The 19,878-nt window shown below is 69.5% G+C and carries 16 protein-coding genes; 6 read left to right on the forward strand and 10 right to left on the reverse strand.

The window, feature by feature from the left end; translation table 11 throughout:
- Positions 1-2 precede the first annotated feature (2 nt).
- Entirely contained in the window at positions 3-3,248 is a 3,246-nt protein-coding gene (gene uvrA / locus ACFQW8_RS17490; protein WP_380089816.1) for an excinuclease ABC subunit UvrA, read from the reverse strand.
- Between the two features lie 60 nt (positions 3,249-3,308).
- Here uvrA and ACFQW8_RS17495 point away from each other — a divergent pair, with 60 nt between their 5' ends.
- The 4 genes from ACFQW8_RS17495 to ACFQW8_RS17510 are packed head-to-tail and all read left to right on the forward strand — an operon-like array spanning position 3,309 to position 6,757.
- Positions 3,309-4,493, forward strand: coding sequence for a hypothetical protein (locus tag ACFQW8_RS17495; protein WP_380089591.1), 1,185 nt, complete (start codon positions 3,309-3,311; stop codon positions 4,491-4,493).
- 4 nt (positions 4,494-4,497) lie between these two features.
- A complete protein-coding gene (locus ACFQW8_RS17500; protein WP_380089593.1) occupies positions 4,498-5,181 on the forward strand; it encodes a maleylpyruvate isomerase N-terminal domain-containing protein in 684 nt (227 codons plus the stop codon).
- A gap of 2 nt (positions 5,182-5,183) precedes the next feature.
- Positions 5,184-5,861 (forward strand): MBL fold metallo-hydrolase, encoded by a 678-nt coding sequence (locus ACFQW8_RS17505; RefSeq protein WP_380089594.1) that lies wholly within the window; start codon positions 5,184-5,186, stop codon positions 5,859-5,861.
- Positions 5,862-5,884: 23 nt separating this feature from the next.
- The gene (locus tag ACFQW8_RS17510; RefSeq protein WP_380089596.1) at positions 5,885-6,757 is read left to right on the forward strand and encodes an EamA family transporter; all 873 of its coding nucleotides are present in this window, start codon (positions 5,885-5,887) and stop codon (positions 6,755-6,757) included.
- Positions 6,758-6,788: 31 nt separating this feature from the next.
- Here the strand turns inward: ACFQW8_RS17510 and ACFQW8_RS17515 are convergent, their stop codons facing one another.
- On the reverse strand, positions 6,789-7,772 hold the full coding sequence (locus tag ACFQW8_RS17515; RefSeq protein ID WP_380089818.1) for a TerC family protein: 984 nt from the start codon (positions 7,770-7,772) through the stop codon (positions 6,789-6,791).
- 559 nt (positions 7,773-8,331) lie between these two features.
- Between ACFQW8_RS17515 and ACFQW8_RS17520 the strand changes: the two genes are divergently transcribed.
- Positions 8,332-9,159 (forward strand): alpha/beta hydrolase family protein, encoded by an 828-nt coding sequence (locus tag ACFQW8_RS17520; protein WP_380089598.1) that lies wholly within the window; start codon positions 8,332-8,334, stop codon positions 9,157-9,159.
- On the opposite strand, the gene ACFQW8_RS17525 is transcribed toward ACFQW8_RS17520, so the two are convergent.
- From ACFQW8_RS17525 to ACFQW8_RS17535, 3 genes are all read right to left on the reverse strand, one after another.
- Positions 9,123-9,497: an MmcQ/YjbR family DNA-binding protein gene (locus ACFQW8_RS17525; protein WP_380089600.1), complete on the reverse strand. Its 375-nt coding sequence runs from the start codon at positions 9,495-9,497 to the stop codon at positions 9,123-9,125. The genes ACFQW8_RS17520 and ACFQW8_RS17525 overlap by 37 nt on opposite strands.
- 28 nt (positions 9,498-9,525) lie before the next feature.
- Entirely contained in the window at positions 9,526-11,640 is a 2,115-nt protein-coding gene (uvrB, locus tag ACFQW8_RS17530) for an excinuclease ABC subunit UvrB (RefSeq protein WP_380089601.1), read from the reverse strand.
- Between the two features lie 83 nt (positions 11,641-11,723).
- Positions 11,724-12,698 (reverse strand): glycoside hydrolase family 43 protein, encoded by a 975-nt coding sequence (locus tag ACFQW8_RS17535; RefSeq protein WP_380089603.1) that lies wholly within the window; start codon positions 12,696-12,698, stop codon positions 11,724-11,726.
- Between the two features lie 300 nt (positions 12,699-12,998).
- Between ACFQW8_RS17535 and ACFQW8_RS17540 the strand changes: the two genes are divergently transcribed.
- Positions 12,999-14,045, forward strand: a complete 1,047-nt coding sequence (locus ACFQW8_RS17540) for a Gfo/Idh/MocA family protein (protein WP_380089605.1) — start codon at positions 12,999-13,001, stop codon at positions 14,043-14,045.
- A gap of 42 nt (positions 14,046-14,087) precedes the next feature.
- Here the strand turns inward: ACFQW8_RS17540 and ACFQW8_RS17545 are convergent, their stop codons facing one another.
- The 5 genes from ACFQW8_RS17545 to ACFQW8_RS17565 form a co-directional block, all read right to left on the reverse strand.
- A complete protein-coding gene (locus tag ACFQW8_RS17545) occupies positions 14,088-15,941 on the reverse strand; it encodes a hypothetical protein (RefSeq protein ID WP_380089607.1) in 1,854 nt (617 codons plus the stop codon).
- A 187-nt stretch (positions 15,942-16,128) separates the two neighbouring features.
- Positions 16,129-17,295, reverse strand: coding sequence for a dephospho-CoA kinase (gene coaE / locus ACFQW8_RS17550; RefSeq protein WP_380089609.1), 1,167 nt, complete (start codon positions 17,293-17,295; stop codon positions 16,129-16,131).
- A gap of 104 nt (positions 17,296-17,399) precedes the next feature.
- Entirely contained in the window at positions 17,400-17,885 is a 486-nt protein-coding gene (locus ACFQW8_RS17555; RefSeq protein ID WP_380089610.1) for a PPOX class F420-dependent oxidoreductase, read from the reverse strand.
- 59 nt (positions 17,886-17,944) lie between these two features.
- Positions 17,945-18,937 (reverse strand): hypothetical protein, encoded by a 993-nt coding sequence (locus tag ACFQW8_RS17560; protein WP_380089612.1) that lies wholly within the window; start codon positions 18,935-18,937, stop codon positions 17,945-17,947.
- Positions 18,934-19,446 (reverse strand): SigE family RNA polymerase sigma factor, encoded by a 513-nt coding sequence (locus ACFQW8_RS17565; RefSeq protein WP_380089613.1) that lies wholly within the window; start codon positions 19,444-19,446, stop codon positions 18,934-18,936. Before ACFQW8_RS17565 ends, ACFQW8_RS17560 begins: the two co-directional genes overlap by 4 nt.
- Positions 19,447-19,878 lie beyond the last annotated feature (432 nt).

Consider the following 19,878-nt stretch of genomic DNA (forward strand, 5'->3'; position numbering starts at 1 on the left):
GCCTAGGCGCTCTTGCGCGGCGATCGTTTGGTGACGCTGGCCCGCGTGGACGACGTCGCCGAGGTCGTCTGGCTCCTGGTGGCCGTCCGCGCCGCAGCGGTCTTCTTTGTCGTTGCCGACTTCGCCTGCGCGGCCGTCACCTTCGAGGTGCCCTTCGCGGCTGTCGCCTTCGAGGTGGCTGCCTTCGCCGCTCCTGCCTTGGTCGACGTCGACCGCGCGGCCGGCTTCGTCGTGGACGACTTCCCGGCCGCAGCCTTCGTGGGCTTCGTCGCGCTCGTCGTCGCCTTCCTGGCAGCAGCGGTGGGGCGCGTCGTCGTGCGCGAGGTCTTGGCCAGCACCGGTGCCAGGAACTGGCCGGTGTAGCTGTCGGGATGGGCCGCGACCTCTTCGGGAGTGCCGGTCGCGACGATGGACCCACCCTTGTTGCCACCCTCGGGACCGAGGTCGACGATGTAGTCGGCGCACTTGATGACGTCGAGGTTGTGCTCGATGACCAGGACGCTGTTGCCCTTGTCGACGAGCCCCTGCAGGACCCCGAGCAGCTTGCGGATGTCCTCGAAGTGCAGGCCCGTCGTGGGCTCGTCGAGGACGTAGATCGTCCGCCCCGTCGACCGCTTCTGCAGCTCGGTGGCGAGCTTGACACGCTGGGCCTCACCACCGGAGAGCGTCGGAGCGGGCTGCCCGAGCCGCACATAGCCCAGGCCCACCTCCGTCAGGGTGTTCATGTGGCGGGCGATCCCCGGAACGGCCGCGAAGAACTCGGCGGCCTCCTCGATCGGCATGTCGAGGACGTCGGCGATGGTCTTGCCCTTGAAGTGCACCTCGAGCGTCTCGCGGTTGTAGCGCGCTCCGTGGCAGACCTCGCAGGGGACGTAGACGTCCGGGAGGAAGTTCATCTCGATCTTGATCGTGCCGTCGCCGGAGCACGCGTCGCAGCGACCACCCTTGACGTTGAAGGAGAAGCGTCCCGGCTGGTAGCCACGGATCTTGGCCTCGGTCGTCGTGGCGAAGAGCTTGCGGATCACGTCGAACACGCCCGTGTAGGTCGCCGGGTTGGACCGCGGCGTCCGGCCGATCGGGCCCTGGTCGACGTGGACGACCTTGTCGAGGTGCTCCAGCCCCGTGACCGTCTTGTGCCGCCCGGGGACGTGCCTCGCGCCGTTGAGCTTGTTGGCGAGCACGTGGTAGAGGATGTCGTTGACGAGCGTGGACTTGCCCGAGCCGGAGACCCCCGTCACGGCCACGAGGTTGCCGAGCGGGAAGCTGGCGGTGACGTCGTGGAGGTTGTGCTCGCGGGCGCCGACGACCGTGACCTCGCGACCGCGCTCCTGCGGACGCCGCACTGCCGGGAGTGGGATCTCGAGGCGACCCGAGAGGTACTTGCCGGTGATCGACGTCTCGTGGGTGAGCAGGTCGGCGACCGTGCCGGAGTGGACGACCTCTCCCCCGTGCTCACCGGCGCCCGGGCCGATGTCGACGACCCAGTCAGCAGTGGCGATCGTGTCCTCGTCGTGCTCGACGACGATGAGAGTGTTGCCGAGGTCGCGCAGCCGCGTGAGCGTCTCGATGAGCCGGTGGTTGTCACGCTGGTGCAGACCGATGCTGGGCTCGTCGAGGACGTAGAGCACGCCGACGAGGCCGGAGCCGATCTGCGTGGCAAGGCGGATGCGCTGGGCCTCACCACCGGAGAGGGTGCCGGAGGGCCGGTCGAGACTGAGGTAGTCGAGGCCGACGTCGAGGAGGAAGCCGAGCCGCGCGTTGATCTCCTTGATGACGCGCTCGGCGATCTGCCGCTCGCGCACGGTGAAGTCGACGTGCTCGAGGAAGCCGGCCGAGTCCGAGATCGGCAGCGCACAGACGTCGGCGATGTTCTTGCCCCCGATGAGCACGGCGAGGGACTCCGGCTTGAGGCGGCTGCCGCGGCAGGCCGGGCAGGGCACCTCGCGCATGTAGCCCTCGTAGCGTTCGCGGCTCCACTCGGAGTCGGTCTCGGCGTGGCGGCGCTTGACGAAGGGGATCGCACCCTCGAAGCCGGTCGTGTAGGAGCGCTCACGCCCGAAGCGGTTCCTGTACTTGACGTGGACCTTGTGGTTGCGGCCGTGCAGCAGCGACTCGCGGGCCCGCTCGGGCAGGGCCCGCCAAGGCATGTCGATGCTGAACTTCAGCTCCTCGGCGAGGGCTCCGAGGACCCGCTGGAAGTACTCGGACGCGCCGCTGCCCGACGCCCACGGTGCGATGGCACCCTCGGCCAGGGAGAGGTCGTCGTTGGGGACGACGAGCTCGGGGTCGACCTCGAGCTCGGTGCCGATGCCTGTGCAGACGGTGCAGGCGCCGAACGGCGAGTTGAACGAGAAGGAGCGCGGCTCGACCTCGTCCATGGCCAGCGGGTGGTTGTTGGGGCAGGCCATCTTCTCGGAGAAGCGGCGCTCGCGCGGCAGCGCCTCGCCCTCGGGACCCTCGGGCACGTCGACGAACTCGATGAGCACGACACCACCGGCGAGGCCGAGCGCGGTCTCGACGGAGTCGGTGAGCCGACGCTTCGAGGAGGCGTCACCGCCCTTGGCCACGAGCCGGTCGACGACCACGTCGATGGTGTGCTTGATCTGCTTCTCGAGGATCGGCGGCTCGGCGAGCGAGACGACCTCGCCGTCGACACGGGCTCGGGCGAACCCCTTGGACTGCAGCTCCGCGAAGAGGTCGACGAACTCGCCCTTGCGCGCGCGGACCACGGGCGCGAGGACCTGGAAGCGGGTGCGCTCCGGCAGCTCGAGCAGCTGGTCGACGATCTGCTGCGGGCTCTGCCGGGTGATCGGCTCGCCACACGTCGGGCAGTGCGGCCGGCCGGCGCGGGCGAAGAGCAGGCGGAGGTAGTCGTAGACCTCGGTGATCGTGCCGACGGTGGAGCGGGGGTTGCGGTTGGTCGACTTCTGGTCGATCGAGACCGCCGGGGAGAGTCCCTCGATGAAGTCGACATCAGGCTTGTCCATCTGGCCGAGGAACTGGCGGGCGTAGGCCGACAGCGACTCGACGTAGCGGCGCTGGCCCTCGGCGAAGATCGTGTCGAACGCCAGCGACGACTTGCCCGACCCCGACAGGCCGGTGAAGACGACGAGGGAGTCTCGCGGCAGGTCGACCGACACGTCCTTGAGGTTGTGCTCACGCGCACCACGGACGACGAGTCGGTCGTGGGTGGCGCTGCCGGAGCGTCGGGCGGGCGCGGGGGTCACAGCAGAAGTCACGCTCCCCATGCTAGGTGTCGCCACCGACAGCCCCTGACGAACGTCCCTTGCGCCCCTACAGTGACAGACGTGGGCGTGCGTCCGCTCCTCCTCGGAGTCGTCTTGGTGTCCGGTCTGCTCGCGAGCGCGTGCAGCGCGGACACCCCCGCCCCTGCCGTGACGTCGTCCGAGCCATCCGAGGCGTCGAGGCCGCCCGGCGAGGACCCTCGCCCGCTCTCGTGGGAGCCCGTGCCCCTGCCCGCGGACCTCTCCGCGGTCACCCTCACCAGCAACGACGACTCCGTCCTCGTCGGTGCCTACGGGCCAGGACGACCGCGACCCCACCTGCTGACGGGGACAGGGTCGGGGCAGTGGCGCGAGCTCGGGCTCACCCCCCGGTCCGGCTACGCCTTCGAAGGGCGCTGGTTCCAGGTCGCGACCCGTGCCGGGCGCATCGACGCCGTCGCCGGTGCTCGAGGTGGCGCCCACGGCAACTACCGCTGGACGACCTGGTCCGGAACGGCCGACTCGGTCGCCGAGCAGGAGCAGCCCTTCGGGGTCTTCGGCAGCTATGGAGCGGGAGACCTGGTCGGCCTGGCGTATGCCGCCGGGTCACCCGTGATCCTCGGCGCCTGGCAGAGCGAACGCACCGGCCTCGACATCGCGACCTGGACGCGCACGGGCTCGCGATGGGCCCGGCAGACGTCCACGGGGACGCCGCTCGGCAGCACCCCACAGCTCCTCGTCTCCGCCACCGCCATCACGTCCGCCGGAGAGGGGCTCATGCTCTCGGGCTCGGTCACCCGCCTCGCGCCTGGCTCCGTGCGCGTCGACCCCGCCGTCTGGACCTCGCCGGACGCAGACGGGCCGTGGACCCGGATCGACCTCCCCCGCCGCCAGGGAGGCACCGACGCCGCCCTGGCCCACGCGGCCACCTGCTCGGAGCACCGATGCCTCGTCTCGGGCGTGGTGGGCGGGAAGCTCGCCACGTGGGAGGTGGTGGGCACGAGCGCAACCCAGCTGGACGGCATACCCGATGTCGTCGTCCCGGAGTCGGCGACGGCTCTCGCGCCGCTCCTCCTTGGCGACGGCGTCCTCGTCATCGCACCGTCCGACCGCGGCAGCTCGGTCCTGCGCCGCTCCGGATCACGGTGGTCCGTCGCGGCCGGGCCGGTCGGATCGCCCGCGTCCGCGGTCGTCCACGGTGACGGGGTGTGGGTGGTGACGACGGATGTGCAGGGGGACGGCACGCTGTGGCGCTCGCGCGTAGCCTGACGTCGTGACCGACCTCCTGGCTGCCATCGACGACCACACCGCCCGACTCGTCGCCGACGCCCGCAGCGCCGACGACCTCGCGGCGCCCAGTCTGTGCGAGGGCTGGACACGCGACCATGTCCTCAACCACGTCGCGCGCAACGCGGAGGCCCTGTGCCGGCTCGTCGCGGCAGCCGTCGACGGGACGGGCGAGACGATGTATGCCTCCCCGGAGGCGCGCGACGGGGACATCGACGCCGGTGTCGGTCGTGGGGCTGAGGTCGTGGTCGACGACGTCGAGGCGACCGCCGCGCCGCTCGCCACCGCGCTCCGCAGGCTCACCCCCGAGCACCGGGACCTCGTCCTCGAGCGCACTCCCGGGGGGCCCACGTTCAAGGGTGGCATGCTGCTCTTCATGCGACTTCGCGAGGTCGTCTACCACCACGTCGACCTCGACACCCAGTTCGGCTTCCACGACCTCGCCGGCGACCTCCAGGTCCTCTTCATCGAGAACGAGCTGAAGCGCCAGCAGGGCGCGCCCGACTGCCCATCGCTCACGCTCCGCAGCGACGAGGGCGATGTCTGGTCGATCGGCGACGGTGGCGCCGACATCGTCGGCTCGCGCGCCGGCATACTGCGCTGGCTGGCTCGCCAGGACCCGTCCGGGGTGCGTGGCGAGAGCCTGCCCGACCTCACGGCCGGGCTGTGACCATGTCCGAGGCTCCGGGCTACACCGGCGACGTCTCCTCGGGCGACGCGACCCAGGTCCGCGAGCTGGACCACCTCGTCATCCGCAAGGTCGCCGTGTCGGAGATGTCCAACAACGCCTACCTCCTCACCTGTCGCGCCACCGGGGAGCAGCTGCTCGTCGACGCCGCCGACGACCCGGGTCGGCTCAGGACGCTCGTCCGCGAAGGCACCGGCAGCCTCGAGCACCTCGTCACCACCCACCAGCACTGGGACCACGTGCGCGCGCTCCCCGACCTCGTCGAGGCGTTCCACCCTCGCACGTATGCCGGGCGCGACGACGCCGAAGCCCTCCCGGTCCGACCCGATGTGCTTCTGGCACAGGGTGATCGGATCACGGTGGGACAGTGCGAGCTCGACGTCGTCCACCTGCGCGGCCACACGCCGGGCTCTGTGGCGCTGGCCTACGGCGACCCCGCCGGGCACACCCATCTCTTCACCGGAGACTCGCTCTTCCCCGGTGGAGTCGGGGCGACGACCCGCTACGAGTACCAGAGCTTCGACAGCCTCATCGAGGACGTCACGACCCGGGTCTTCGACGTCTACGACGACGACACGTGGGTCTATCCCGGACACGGCGGTGACACCACGCTCGGTGCCGAGCGGCCGCATCTCACGGAGTGGCGTGACCGTGGCTGGTGACGCGCTCGACCTAGCCTGACGAGGTGTCCCGACTCGAGTCCGTGCCAGCCCCGATCCTCGTCCTCGCAGGCATCGTCTCGGTGCAGTTCGGTGGCGCGCTGGCGGCCACCCTCGTCCCCGAGATCGGGGCCGGTGGTTCGGTGGTCATGCGCCTGCTCTTCGCCACCGTCATCCTGCTCGGGATCGCGCGGCCGCGCTGGCGAGGGCACTCTCGACGGGCGTGGCTCACCGTCATCGGCTTCGGCCTCGCACTCGGGCTGATGAACTTCACGTTCTACGGGTCGCTGGCGCACCTGCCCATCGGCGTGGCCGTGACCATCGAGTTCCTCGGACCCCTGCTCCTCGCTGCGGCCATGTCGCGCCGGGCCGTCGACCTCCTCGCCGTCGTCGCAGCTGCCGGCGGCGTGCTCCTCATCTCGGAGGCGCTGTCGGTGCCCTTCGCCGAGCTCAACCTGACCGGGCTGGGACTGGCCGCGACCGCGGGAGCCTTCTGGGCGGCATACATCATCTTCAGCGGGCGCACCGGAGCCGAGTTCGAGAAGCTCGAGGGGCTGGCGCTCGCCATGGTCGTGGCCACGGTCGTCACACTCCCGTTCGGGCTGGCGTCGGTCCCTGAGTGGAACGGCGAGCTCATCGCCAAGGGCCTTGGGATCGCGGTGATGTCGTCTGTGCTGCCGTACTCCCTCGAGATCGTGGCCCTGCGCCGCCTGAGCACCCAGGTCTTCGGCATCCTCCTCAGCCTCGAGCCAGCGGTCGCGGCCCTTGCCGGGCTCCTCATCCTCAGTCAGAGCCTGCACGGGTGGCAGCTGCTGGGGATGGCGCTCGTCGTGCTCGCCTCAGCGATCGTGCTCGGCCTCGGAGCGCGCAAGGACCCCGCCGAGTCGACGGGGTCCTAGACGCTTTGGCGGCGTATGCCGCCCGCTCACCTCAGGCGTTGATCTCCGCCTTCTCGTCGCGTCGCGTCTTCCAGAGGCTGGCCACGGTCGTGATACCGAGGATGACGACGATCGCGCCGAGCGAGACCGCGATCGGGATGTCCGGCACGTTGAAGTGCTCGCCACCGTTGAGGAACGGCAGCTCGTTCTCGTGGAGCGCGTGCAGGATGAGCTTGACGCCGATGAACGCCAGCAGGACCGAGAGTCCCAGGCTGAGGTAGACGAGCTTCTGCAGCAGGCCGCCGAGCAGGAAGTACAGCTGCCGCAGACCCATGAGGGCGAAGAGGTTCGCGGTAAGGACGAGGTAAGGCTCCTGGGTCAGGCCATAGATCGCCGGGATCGAGTCGAGCGCGAAGAGCAGGTCGGTCGTGCCGAGTGCCAGCACGACGATGAAGAGCGGAGTGAGGACCCGCTTGCCGTTCTCCTTGGTGAGGAGCTTGGTGCTCCACTCCTTCGTCGAAGGGAACGTCGACTCGACCCACTTCATGAAGCGGTTCTCCTCGTACTCCTCGTCGTCGCTCTCACCCTCGGTCGCGAGCTTGAACGCGGTGTAGATGAGGAACGCACCGAAGATGTAGAAGACCCAGGAGAAGTTGTTGATGGCCGCCGCACCCACGGCGATGAAGATGCCACGCAGGACGATCGCGATGATGATGCCCCACATGAGGGCGGTCTGCTGGAACTTCTCGGGCACGGCGAACTTGGCCATGATGAGCAGGAAGATGAAGAGGTTGTCGACCGAGAGCGAGTACTCGGTCAGCCATCCGGCATAGAACTCACCTGCGAGCTGGCTGCCGTGGCTCAACCACACCCAGACGCCGAAGAGGATCGCGGCGCCGACGTAGAACGACAGCGTGATGGTGAGTTCCTTGGTCGACGGCCGGTGTGGGTTCCGGGCGATCATCACGACGTCGAACAGCAGGACTGCTGCGGCGATGCCGATGGTGAGGAACCACTGCCAGGTGGCGACGTTCATTGATGGCGTCGCCGCCGTGAGGGTCGTGAGGGAGTGCAACGCGGAACCTTCCGGGGTGGGGTCAAGGGCCCGGAGGTCTCTCCCGTCCAGTGGACGGACCGGCTCCCCGGGCGATGAGCCGCCGTGATGACGAGGAGACCGCGCTGGGGATACTCCCCTCCGCTCCGCCGATTCTCGCACGAACAAGTTCGTAGCGAGAATTCGGCGGACCGGAGTGGGCCCGCCCTCCGCTCCGCATGGCTTCGCTCATGAGATGAATCCTGACCACCGAAGTGGGCCCGCCCTCCGCTGGTCACGCGCGGCACGAACAAGTTCGTAGCGAGAATTCGGCGGACCGGAGTGGGCCCGCCCTCCGCTGGTCCCGCCCGGCACGAACACGTTCGTAGCGGGAGTTCGACCGCGGCGAGACACGACAAGGAGCGGGCAAGTGCCGGCTCACCGCTGGCTGGGGCTGGCGGGAGCACGCAGTGCGCTCTGCGCGCGGAGTGCGGATGGGACTGCGGCGAACCGGCACTTGCCTGCGACGGCCAGTGACGATGTGGCGGCATACGCTGCGTGGGTGCCCACCCGGAGAACCCTGATCGCGGCAGCGGCCGGCCTTTCCCTGACGGCGTGTGGGCCCTCCGACTCCCCCAGCACCGACGAAGAGGACCAACCGATGCGGATCACCTACGGCGACGACCCGAGCCAGTTCGGTGAGCTGACCAGGCCGACGGGCACGAGCAAGGGCGTCGTCGTGGTGATCCACGGCGGCTTCTGGAAGGCGGAGTACGACCTCGAGCTCGGCCGACCGCTCGCCGCCTCGCTCGCGGAGCGTGGCTGGACCGCCTGGAACATCGAGTACCGCCGGGTGGGCAACGGTGGGGGCGCGCCGGCGACGTTCGACGACGTCCACACCGCCATCGACCGTCTCGCCGAGATCGAGGACGTCGACACGACCACGACCCTGACGCTCGGCCACTCCGCCGGCGGACACCTCGCGGTCTGGGCAGCGGGACGACAGCACCAGACGCAGTGGCAGCGCGCGAAGGTCCATGTCACCGGAGCCGTCTCGCAGGCCGGGGTGCTCGACCTGAGGTCAGCACATGACGCAGGCCTCGGTGGTGAGGCCGCCGCCGCGCTGCTGGGGCACGTGCCGACCGACGCCGACCGTCCCTACGATCCCCAGCAGCAGATCCCCCTCGAAGTCCCCGTGCGGTGCATCCACGGTCGCAACGACGAGACCGTGCCGCTGAGCCAGTCCACGGACTACGTCGCAGCGGCAGCTCGTGCGGGCGCCGACGCCACGGCGAGCGAGGTGGACGGGGACCACTTCGTCGTCATCGACGTGGACTCGAGCGCCTGGACGCGTCAGCTGGAGCTGCTCGACGAGCTCGCCGGTCGCTGACCCCGCGGCAGCTTGGCGACGACGAGGTCGTACGAGGTGTCGATCGCCTCGCGCAGCGCGTCGTCGGGGATCGCTCCGCCGATCGCCAGCGTGTTCCACCCGTGGCGTCCGATGTAGGGCGACACGCTCGCGTCGTCGGGGAACTCCGCGATCCACTCATCGGCCTCGGCGCGCGACCCCAGCTTGACGCCCACCCGTGGGCCGTCCGCCGCACCCAGTCCACCGAGGAAGGCGAAGATCTTGTCGCCGACCTTGGCGACGTCGTCCCCCTCCCACGGCTGGTCGGCCCACGCGCCCGGCTTGGCCAACGCGTAGGCAGTGACCTCCTCGGGCGTCATGCGCGCTCGCCCGTCAGGTCTGTGGAGGTCACCTCGTGCCTTCGCTCATCTGCCGGAGCTCCTTCTTGAGGTCCCCCACCTCGTCGCGCAGCCGCGCGGCCAGCTCGAAGTGCAGGTCACCCGCAGCCTGGTGCATCTGCGTGGTGAGCTCCTGGATGAGGTTGGCCAGGTCACCGGCGGCGATGTTCTCGAGTCGACCGGCTCCCACGGTGACGGCGTCGGCGGCCAGCGCTCCGCGACCACCCCGGCCACCGTCGCTCTTCCCGCGCGACCGGGCCCGACCAGAGCCGAGCAGCGCCTCGGTGTCGGCGTCCTCGCGCTCGAGCAGGTCGGTGATGTCGGCGATCTTCTTGCGCAGGGGCTGGGGGTCGACGCCCCGCTCGAGGTTGTAGGCGACCTGCTTCGCGCGCCGACGGCTCGTCTCGTCGACTGCCTCCTGCATCGACGGGGTGACCTTGTCGGCATACATGTGGACCTGCCCTGAGACGTTTCGGGCGGCACGACCGATGGTCTGGATCAGGGAGCGCGCCGACCGGAGGAAGCCCTCCTTGTCGGCGTCGAGGATCGACACGAGCGACACCTCGGGGAGGTCGAGTCCCTCACGGAGCAGGTTGATGCCGACGAGGACGTCGTACTCCCCCATCCGCAGCTCCCGCAGCAGCTCGACCCGGCGCAGGGTGTCGATGTCGGAGTGCAGGTAGCGGACCCGCACGCCCTTGTCCAGGAGGTAGTCGGTGAGGTCCTCGGCCATCTTCTTGGTCAGCGTCGTGACGAGCACCCGCTCGTTGCGCGCTGCCCGTTGGTTGATCTCGTGCAGCAGGTCGTCGATCTGCCCCTTGGTCGGCTTGAGCACGATCTCGGGGTCGATGAGGCCGGTCGGGCGGATGATCTGCTCGACGACCCCGTCGGCCTGCGCCATCTCGTAGTTGCCCGGAGTCGCCGACAGGTAGACGGTCTGGCCGATGCGCTCGAGGAACTCCTCCCACTTGAGCGGGCGGTTGTCCATCGCCGACGGCAACCGGAAGCCGTGGTCGACCAGGGTGCGCTTGCGCGACGCGTCGCCTTCGTACATCGCCCCGATCTGCGGCACCGTCACGTGCGACTCGTCGAGGACGAGGAGGAAGTCCTCGGGGAAGTAGTCGAGCAGGCAGTTGGGCGCCGAGCCCGCGGTGCGCCCGTCGAGGTGCATCGAGTAGTTCTCGATCCCCGAGCACGACCCCACCTGACGCATCATCTCGATGTCATAGGTCGTGCGCATACGGAGCCGTTGGGCCTCGAGCAGCTTGCCCTGGCTCTCGAACGTCTTCAGCTGCTCCTCGAGCTCGTGCTCGATCCCCGCGATGGCGCGCTCCATGCGGTCCGGGCCGGCGACGTAGTGCGACGCCGGGAAGACGTACATCTCGGTCTCCTCGCGGACGATCTCGCCGGTGAGCGGGTGCAGCGTGTAGATCTTGTCGACCTCGTCACCGAAGAACTCGATGCGCACGGCGAGCTCTTCGTACATCGGGATGATCTCGACCGTGTCGCCGCGAACCCGAAAGGTCCCGCGGGTGAAGGCGAGGTCGTTGCGGGTGTACTGCATCTGCACGAACCTTCGCAGGAGGTCGTCACGGTCGAGCTCGTCGCCCACCCGCAGCTGCACCATCCTGTCGACGTACTCCTGCGGGGTGCCGAGCCCATAGATGCAGGACACGGACGCGACGACGATGACGTCGCGACGCGTCAGCAGCGAGTTGGTCGCCGAGTGCCGGAGCCGCTCGACCTCGTCGTTGATCGAGCTGTCCTTCTCGATGTAGGTGTCCGTCTGCGGGACGTAGGCCTCGGGCTGGTAGTAGTCGTAGTAGCTCACGAAGTACTCGACGGCGTTGTTGGGCAACAGCTCCCGGAACTCGTTGGCCAGCTGGGCAGCCAGCGTCTTGTTGGGCGCCATGACGAGCGTCGGCCGCTGCACCTGCTCGACGAGCCAGGCCGCGGTCGCGGACTTGCCGGTGCCCGTGGCGCCGAGGAGCACGACGTTCTGCTGACCGGCGTTGATCCGCTCGGTCAGGTCCTTGATGGCCGTCGGCTGGTCACCGGCGGGCTCGAAGTCGGAGACGACCCGGAGCGGTGCGACGGTGCGCTTCAGGTCAGTGGTGGGACGCATGGGTCCACGGTATGCCGTGCCACCGACAGTCACCCAAGGTCTCGGTGCCGGCACCGGTGATCGTGCGTGTGCCGCGGCGCGGGTCAGGGACGCCGTGCACCTGTCGTCGCCGGCGGCTCGACCCGGACCGACTTCCCGTCGAAGGTCACCTCGCTGAGCCACATCGTCCGGCCCGGCACCTCCGAGCCGACCGCGTCCGGTGCCCACGCGTGGTAGACCATCCAGACCTTCCCGTCCTTCTCGACGAGAGAGCAGTGACCCGGGCCAGCCGCGGCCTCGGTGCTCACGAGCACAGGTTCGGGGGTCTTGACGAAGGGCCCGAGGGGTGACGACGACGTCGCGTGGCCCACGGCATACCGGTCGGAACCGAAGTCGTTGGCCGAGTAGAAGAGGTGGAACGTCCCGTCGCGCTCCATCAGGCTCGGGGCCTCGACCAGCTCCCCCTCCCAGGCAAGGTCCTGCTTGAGCAGCCGCCGTGGCTTGCCGACGAGGCCCGTCCCGTCGGGTGACAGCGGCTGGACGGAGATCCAGGTGTCGACACCGACGGCGTTCCCGTCGTTCTTCCAGTACAGGTAGGCCTTGCCGTCCGCGGCGACGAACGGCGAGGCGTCGATCGACCCGCCCCGGTCCGCCTCGCAGACCAGCGGTCCGGGTCGGTTGTCGAGGTAGGGCCCCTCGGGCTCGTCCGCGACAGCCACCCCGATGCACTGGATCTCCGGGTTGGGCGCCCTGGTCGTGTAGTACATGACCCACGAGTCGCCGAAGCGGGCCGCCTCGGGAGCCCACACCTTGCCCGGGAAGGTCCAGGCGGGCAGCTCTGGCAGCGCGTCCGAGCCCTGGCTCCACTCGACGAGGTCCGTGCTGGTCAGGGTCTGGACATTCATGCCGTTGCCATTCGTGGCGAAGGCGACGTAGCCGTCCTCGTCCTTCACGATCTGTGGGTCGGGGAAGTTGCTGCGCCACACGGGGTTGGTCAGTCCGGTCCCACCCTCGGTCGTCTGCTGCGTCGGTGCGGCGTCGGGGACGCCACCGTCCTGACAGCCGGCGAGCAGCAGCATGGCGACCACCACGAGCGCGGGTGCTCGTCGGCGTCGAGGGTCTGCCCCGCGCCGGGGTCGGAGGCACAGTCCTGGGTTCATCGTGCTCCTCGACATCGTGGTGGAGACGAGGACGCAGAGCGCATGCCCTCGGGGGTGCCCCTGACGTCCTCGAAGCGTCATCCTCTCACCGCTGGCCGTGGACGGTGACGGAAATAGCTGGCCGAGCCGACGACTCCCCCAGCCCTTGCTCGGCGACCCGCCGACCGGAGTTGGCGGCGCGGACGGCATCTCCTGCGCCGGTTGCGAGACGATGGACCCGTGACCACGACACTCCCCGCCCCCCGCACCCCCGACCCCCGCACCGCTCCCACCCTCCGGTGGGGCATCCTCGGCCCCGGCGGGATCGCCCGCTCGACAGCCACCGCCCTGCGCGCCGAGACCGACCAGGTGATCCAGGCCGTCGCCTCGCGCGAGCTGACCCGAGCGCAGGGCTTCGCGGACGAGTTCGGTGCGCACACGGCATACGGGTCCTATGAAGAGCTGGTGGGCGACCCCGACGTCGACATCGTCTACGTCGCCACACCGCACTCCGAGCACCACGCGCACGCCCGGCTCGCGCTCGACGCCGGCAAGCACGTCCTCGTCGAGAAGGCCTTCGCGCGCAACGCCGCCGAGGCGCGCGACATCCTCGACACCGCGAAGGCCAAGGGGCTCCTCGCGATGGAGGCCATGTGGACGCGCTTCCTGCCCGGCATCGACGTCGTGCGGCAGTGCCTCGAGAACGACCTGCTCGGTGACGTCGAGACCGTCTTCGCCGACCACGGCCAGCCGCTCCATCCCGGTGGCCCGCAACGCCTCTCCGACCCTGCCCTCGCCGGCGGCGCCCTGCTCGACCTCGGGATCTATCCGACGTCGTTCGCGTCCTTCGCGCTCGGTGGCATCGACTCCGTGACCGCCACCGGCCGCCTCACCGACGAGGGCGTCGACGCCGAGGAGAGCATCCTCGTGACCGGCAGCCGGGGCGGCCGCGGCCTCCTGCACGCGACGATGACGTCACGCACGTGGACGCGAGCGAGCATCAACGGCACTGCGGGTCGGCTCGAGGTCGGCGACCCGGACAACCCGGCCAGCAGCTGGTACGCCCCGTCACGGGTCCGCTTCGTGTCCCGCGACGCTGCGACCGACATCTCATGGGAGCCCGAGGACCGCACCCATGGCCTGCACTTCGAGCTGTGCGAGGCAGCCCGCTGCGTCGACGCCGGTCTCACCGAGAGTCCGCTGCTGCCCGCGGCCGAGACCCTGCGGATCATGGAGGTGCTCGACGACGTCCGAGCACAGATCGGGGTGCGCTACCCCGGCGAGTGACCCGTCACCCGCTCCGGTCCCACCGACACCTGTCCCTCGGCGTCACGGTGTGGGGTCGCTGAACGTACCGCCGTAGATCGAGGAGTTGCCGAACGCGGGCGGACACTCGGTGTTCGGTCCGGGTCGCAGGGCCGTGGAGTGGGCATTGGGTAGCTCTGCCGCCTGCGCCCGGCTCCGCGGTCGGTCGCCGACGATCGGCTCGGCCCCGCCGACACGCACGTCATCGACGAAGGCTTGGCGGTAGGCGTTGATGGCCGCGCAGACCGCGCCGTCACGCATGTCCTGCCACACGAACGAGCCGAACTCCCGCGTCGCCACCGCGTAGTTGTAGTCGCCGAAGAACTCCGAAGTCAGCCCGTTGGCGCTGGATCCACGGCCGTCGCCGACTGCTCCGCGGTGTTCAGTCGTCCAGGGCCCGATCTCGCCTGCGGTGCTGACGTCGGCGTGCCGAACAACTCCGACGGTGCGACGCACGGACGTCGTATCGTTGCGCCAGGGGTCCAGCCAGGCGTTGTAGACCAGCCAGGCGTCCGTGCCGTCGGGCGAGATCGCGATGGCGGGCTGGTTGGCGCGGTCGGCGCCGTCGTTGGCGCTCACCGGTGCCGTATAGGAGTCGCCGCCGTTGGTCGAGGTGATGACGTAGGCCCGCTCCAGGTTCTGGCCGGCGCGGTCGTCGGACCATGTGATCACCGCCTGGTCGGTTGCGTCGACACCCGACGGCGCACCGTTGGCGATGTCAAGGCTCGGGAACGTGTTGGTCCGCGACCCGGCGATGCCGTCGATGGTCAGCCTTCCCTGAGCTGGGTCGAGCTGCCCGATGCTCGCCACCGTGGCAATGGCTCGCGGGCGCTCGAATCGGACACCACCGTCCCACGACCGGGCCTGGAAGAAGACACCTTGACGGGTTCGGATGTCAGTCCCCTCCCACACGACGTAGACAACGCCGGCGCTGTCGGTGCGGATCGTGCAGCCCTGGCGTCCGCCGGTCTGGGCGTTGTTCGTTGCCGCGGTGAGCTGGCGCACGTGCCACGTGTCGCCACCGTCCGTCGACCGGGAGAACAGGACCGGCTCCGAGCCGGCCGACCCGCGGAAGCCGACGTTGCACACGTAGGCGTTGCCGAAATGCGGGCTCGACTCGGCGTTGTCCGCCCACAGCTGCTCCTTGTCGCTGAACAGCGCGCCATTCTGCCGGGTCACGACGACCGGTGCCATCCAGGCGTCGTTGTCGCCCGCAAGAGCGCCGGGGATGTCATCGGTGCGTGAGACGGCGATCGCCGCGTCACCCGCGAACGGGCTCCGCCCCGGCACCTTGGTCGCGATGTTGGCGTAGTACAGGCGCTGGCCGTTGGCCCAGGAGAAGTCTCCGTTCGCGTCCGGGACCGGCCCGAAGGCCAGCTCAGGGTCACCGTTGGACACCATCCCGCTCTCGAAGTACTTGGGGAGCGTGCCGATCGGGCCCGTCGGGTCTGGGACACAGCCGGTGTCGCCCAGCGGTGGCTGTCCCACCACGGGATCAGGTGCGCCCAGGCAGCTCGGCGTCACCCGGCCGGAGTTGCCCGAGTAGGTCGGCTGGGTCCAGGTCCGGCCGGAGTCCGTCGAGATCTGCACGCCGGACAGACCGACACCGGGGGTGAAAGGGCAGGTGCGGTCGTCACCCGCGTTGCAGGCCTCCATGTCGATGTTGTCGTTGGCACCGGCGACGAGGATGGCGGGGTCAACCGGGTTGACGGCCAGACCCGGTTCATTCTGCTTGTTCTGCGAGAACAGGTTGTCGTTGCTGCCGACGGTGACCTCAGTCGACCCGCCGGGCGTGATCGGGGCGGCGGTGACCGGTCCCGGTGCGAGGGTGAGAGCTGTTGCCGCGAGGATGGCCGCGGCGGGCAGGTGAATGCGCATGACGCTCCTTGGTGGTCCAGGGCGAACGGTCTGCGCGGCACGCCACGTCGGTCGCAGGGGCGGGGACGAGGTGGTCGCAACGTCCACCTTCCCAGCGGGAGTTCGATCCCACAACCCTGCGGACGAGGTCTCCGCGATCTTTCTGTTGTCGGCGGTGCGTCGAGGTCCGGGCGCAGTGCGGAGTCCGCTACCCGGTCGTGTGACCCGTCACGTGCGCGTGCACGGAGTCGAACCACGGCTCCTTGGCGGCGGCATACTCCGAGGTCGTCAAGCCTTGCGCGAGCAGGGCCAGCTTGAGCGCGGCGTACTCCTCACGAGCCGTTGCGTCGGCCCTCAACCAGTCGCGGAAGTCCAAAGCCCATCGATGGCCCGGGCTGTCGACCTCGCGCACGTGGACGTGTGCCACCCGTCCCGGGTCGGCGCTGCCGTGGAATCTCTTGGGCCAAGGCTCCCCGCCCTTGCCGTTGTCGCTGATGTTGCCCTCCACACGAGGAAAACCGGTGCGCGCCAACGCTTCCACGAACTCCCGGGCGTCGGCATCGGCCAGGGTCCGCACGCCGACCTGCAGGTCGATGACGTCCTTGGCGACGAGCCCGGGAACGGACGTGGAGCCGATGTGGTCCACCGTCACCGCGCGCTCCCCCAGCGCCCTCTGGATGCGGGCAGTGAGCCGCGATGCCTGGGCCGGCCAGTCGTCGCTCGGCTCGCTCAGCGTGAGTGCGTCCGGACGACGAGCACGTATGCCGTGGAGCAGGTTCTCGTTGAACGGCTCGAGACGCTCGGCCCACAACCTGCGGACCTCCACCTGGAGGTGGTCACGGGTGCCGTTGTTGTCGAGCCAGATGTCGGCTGCGGCGCGACGGGCAGCGTCGTCGGCCTGTGCGTCGATGCGGGACTGCGCGTCCTTGACGTCCATGCCCCGGTCGCGGACGAGTCGGTCGCGCCGTTCGGCCTCGTCCGCACCCACGACGACGACGAGGTGGTGGTCGGCGCCCAGGCCCTTCTCGACGATCAGCGGCATGTCGTGGACGACCACGGCTTCCGGGGGCACGGCGCCCATGAGCTCCGCGGTCCTCTCCCAGATCGCCGGGTGGGTGATCGCCTCCAGGTCCGTCAGGGCGCCCGCGTCCCCGAAGACGACCCGGCCGAGGGCCGGCCGGTCCAGCGTACCGTCGGAGCCGAACACGGCGTCACCGAAGCGGTCCCGGATCGCCGTGAGCGCCGGCATACCGGGTTCGACGACTTCTCGCGCCACCGCGTCCGCGTCGACGACGACGGCGCCGAGGTCCGCGAGCGCGCGTGCCACCGTCGACTTGCCGGACCCGATTCCACCGGTGAGACCCACGCGCAACATGGCCACAACCTATGCGTGCCCGGTGCCGGCCGCGACGCGCAGGGAGCCTGTCGCAGGATCGCCAGCCCTGCCCAGCTCACGACTCGCCCGCCATTGCGACCTCGTCAGGGGCTTGTGGGCGAGGGCCCATCCACCAGCCGGGCCGGGAACCCGCCCGTCGCGACGGGTCCCCACCGCGTCGGCGTGATGCGCAGCAGTGACTTGTCCTGCTCGCGCATCGCCTGCCGGTACTCGTCCCAGTCGGGGTGCTCCCCCGAGATGCAGCGGTAGTAGTCGACGAGTGCGTCCGCGGCCTCCGGCATGTCGATGACCTCGCAGTCCCCGTCGACCTGGACCCAGGCCCCGCCGAAGTCGTCGGAGAGAACCAGGACACTGACCTGCTGGTCCCGACGGGCGTTGGCGGTCTTGGCTCGTTCGGGGTAGGTGGAGATGACGATGCGGCCCGCTTGGTCGACTCCGCCGGTGACCGGTGAGGCCTGCGGACGTCCGTCCCTGCGCGTGGTCATGAGGACGAGGTTGTGGCGGGGCCGGACGAAGTCCAACAGCCCGTCAAGGTCGACCTGGGTACTCGTCGCGATGGTGCGTGCCATGGATCAACTGTGGCACGCACCATCGGCCCCACTGTGAAGCACGTCGCTCCGTCAGCCGGTCAGCAACCCGCTTCGGTGTAGCGGCACAGCTGGGGGTACAGGTGCTCCACCCCCGGCCGAGCACTTTGGATGAGTGCCGGGTTCACGACGTCGGTCTCGCTGAATGGCCCAGCCGCGCTGGAGAACGCCACCGCGAAACCGGAGCGGACAGCGAGCAAGACGGTCCCACCACCTGTAGACCCGTCCTGCGTGAAGGCGAAGGAGGTGGACGCGAGCCCCTCCCCCCACGGTCCGGCCAGATTCTGGACCACGCCTCCCAGCTTGCCGTGGGTAGTCGCCTCGCAACTTCGTGAGAGCTGACGCAGCTCGCCCATGAAGGATGCTGCGGATTGCGCGTCGGCGAACAACACGTACGCCTCGCCAGTCGGGTCACCATCGTTGCCCTGCCCACGGAGGGCGTCGTACTGGTAGGCGTCATGCCGTCCGGCGATGGTGAGGGCATCCTTGTCGCACGGTCCGACGACAGCGTTCGTGGTGGCCCAGCCGGGCGAGCCTTCATGGAGAAACGTCATCGGTGATGGCGCCGGGCTGCGCGTCGGTGTGGGGGTTGCCGTCTTCGGGGGCGTGGCCGTGGGTGTCCGTGTTGTCGCCGAGGGCGTAGCTGTGGGTGTCAGTGTCGTCGAGGGGCTGGATCTCGGTGGCCGCGTGGTGGTCTCGCTCGGGCGAATCAAGGGCGTGGGGGTGCTCGTGACCGTCGCACTCGGCGATGGCGACGACATGCCGGTCACCGTCGGCGTCACCTCGGGTTGCGTCGGTGTGGGCGTCGGTGACGCCGGTAGGGCGTCCTCGCGCTCGATCTGGTCCCCGATCGCGAGGGCTCCCCCTCCGATGACCGCGACCGCGGCGGCGGCAGCCGCCCCCATCACCCAACGCTGCCGACGGCGACGCCGGCGTCCTTGCTCGACGACTCGCTCCGCGAACCCCGAACGCGCCGGTGACGGCTGCACGTCCTCGAGCCTGGCGCGGAGCTCGTCCTCACTGATCGGGCTCATGACAACCTTCCTTCCTCCACGCGCTGCGTTCCGAGGCGCGCGAGCGCACGGGAGCACGTGGACTTCACTGTTCCGACGGAGATGTCGAGTTCTTCGGCGACCTGGCGTTCGCTGAGGTCGAAGTAGTAGCGGAGGACGACGATCGTGCGTTCACGCCGGCTCAGGCCCGCGAGCTCGTGCACGATGTCGTCGCGATGGTCGACGGTGGCGTAGGCCCGCGACGCGGAGCCGCTGACGTGCAGGTCGCCGATGTCGCCGACGACGGGTTCGAGGTGCCGGCGACGCCACCGGTCGGTGTTGAGGTTGACGAGGACCTTGCGCGTGTAGGAGTACGCACCCTCCGGTCGCACCCTCCCCCAGCTGAGGTAGGTGCGGATGAAGGCCTCCTGGAGCAGGTCCTCCGCCACTGCGCGGTTGCCGGTGAGCAGCACCGCCACCCGGGACAACCTCGGTTGTGCCCCCTCGACGAAGGCCGTGAACTCGGCATCCGCCCCCCTCGATGTCTGCACATCGCCCCCCGTCGTCCGGTTCAGCCCGTCCCGCCCTGTCATCCATCCCTACGAGTCCACGACCCGATCGGTTGAGTGTGGCCGAGACTTCGGCCGAACGTCCTCCGGACAGGCCGAAGGCCCGGTTGCCCGTGAGGGGAACCGGGCCTTCGGTCCGGCGTCACGGCATACGCGAGGTATGCCGGTCGGCTCAGTTTCCGGTGAGCTTCTCGCGCAGTGCGGCGAGGGCCTCGTCGGAGGCGAGGGTGCCCTCGTTGGCCACGGGAGCCGCCCAGGCGTCCTGCTTCTCCCAGACAAGGTCCTGCCTGTCGTCCTCTTGACAGGCAGGTCCACACGGCCCAAGGTCGTGCGAGTCAGTAGTGCAAAGTGACCATTCGGGAGGAGACCGGCCGGGTTGCTGACCTACCGGATCACACCCCAGGAACTGCCATT

Origin of the sequence: Knoellia altitudinis (genome assembly GCF_042666355.1) — a bacterium.
Taxonomy (GTDB): Bacteria; Actinomycetota; Actinomycetes; order Actinomycetales; family Dermatophilaceae; genus Knoellia; species Knoellia altitudinis.

Excerpts from the sequence above, each read along its gene's own strand:
- ACFQW8_RS17535 (WP_380089603.1), bottom strand. The coding sequence starts at position 12,698 with ATGCTGCTGCTCGCCGGCTGTCAGGACGGTGGCGTCCCCGACGCCGCA.
- ACFQW8_RS17555 (WP_380089610.1), bottom strand. The coding sequence starts at position 17,885 with ATGGCACGCACCATCGCGACGAGTACCCAGGTCGACCTTGACGGGCTG.
- ACFQW8_RS17515 (WP_380089818.1), bottom strand. The coding sequence starts at position 7,772 with ATGAACGTCGCCACCTGGCAGTGGTTCCTCACCATCGGCATCGCCGCA.
- ACFQW8_RS17505 (WP_380089594.1), top strand. The coding sequence starts at position 5,184 with ATGTCCGAGGCTCCGGGCTACACCGGCGACGTCTCCTCGGGCGACGCG.
- uvrA (WP_380089816.1), bottom strand. The coding sequence starts at position 3,248 with ATGGGGAGCGTGACTTCTGCTGTGACCCCCGCGCCCGCCCGACGCTCC.
- ACFQW8_RS17545 (WP_380089607.1), bottom strand. The coding sequence starts at position 15,941 with ATGCGCATTCACCTGCCCGCCGCGGCCATCCTCGCGGCAACAGCTCTC.
- coaE (WP_380089609.1), bottom strand. The coding sequence starts at position 17,295 with ATGTTGCGCGTGGGTCTCACCGGTGGAATCGGGTCCGGCAAGTCGACG.
- ACFQW8_RS17560 (WP_380089612.1), bottom strand. The coding sequence starts at position 18,937 with ATGAGCCCGATCAGTGAGGACGAGCTCCGCGCCAGGCTCGAGGACGTG.
- uvrB (WP_380089601.1), bottom strand. The coding sequence starts at position 11,640 with ATGCGTCCCACCACTGACCTGAAGCGCACCGTCGCACCGCTCCGGGTC.
- ACFQW8_RS17525 (WP_380089600.1), bottom strand. The coding sequence starts at position 9,497 with ATGACGCCCGAGGAGGTCACTGCCTACGCGTTGGCCAAGCCGGGCGCG.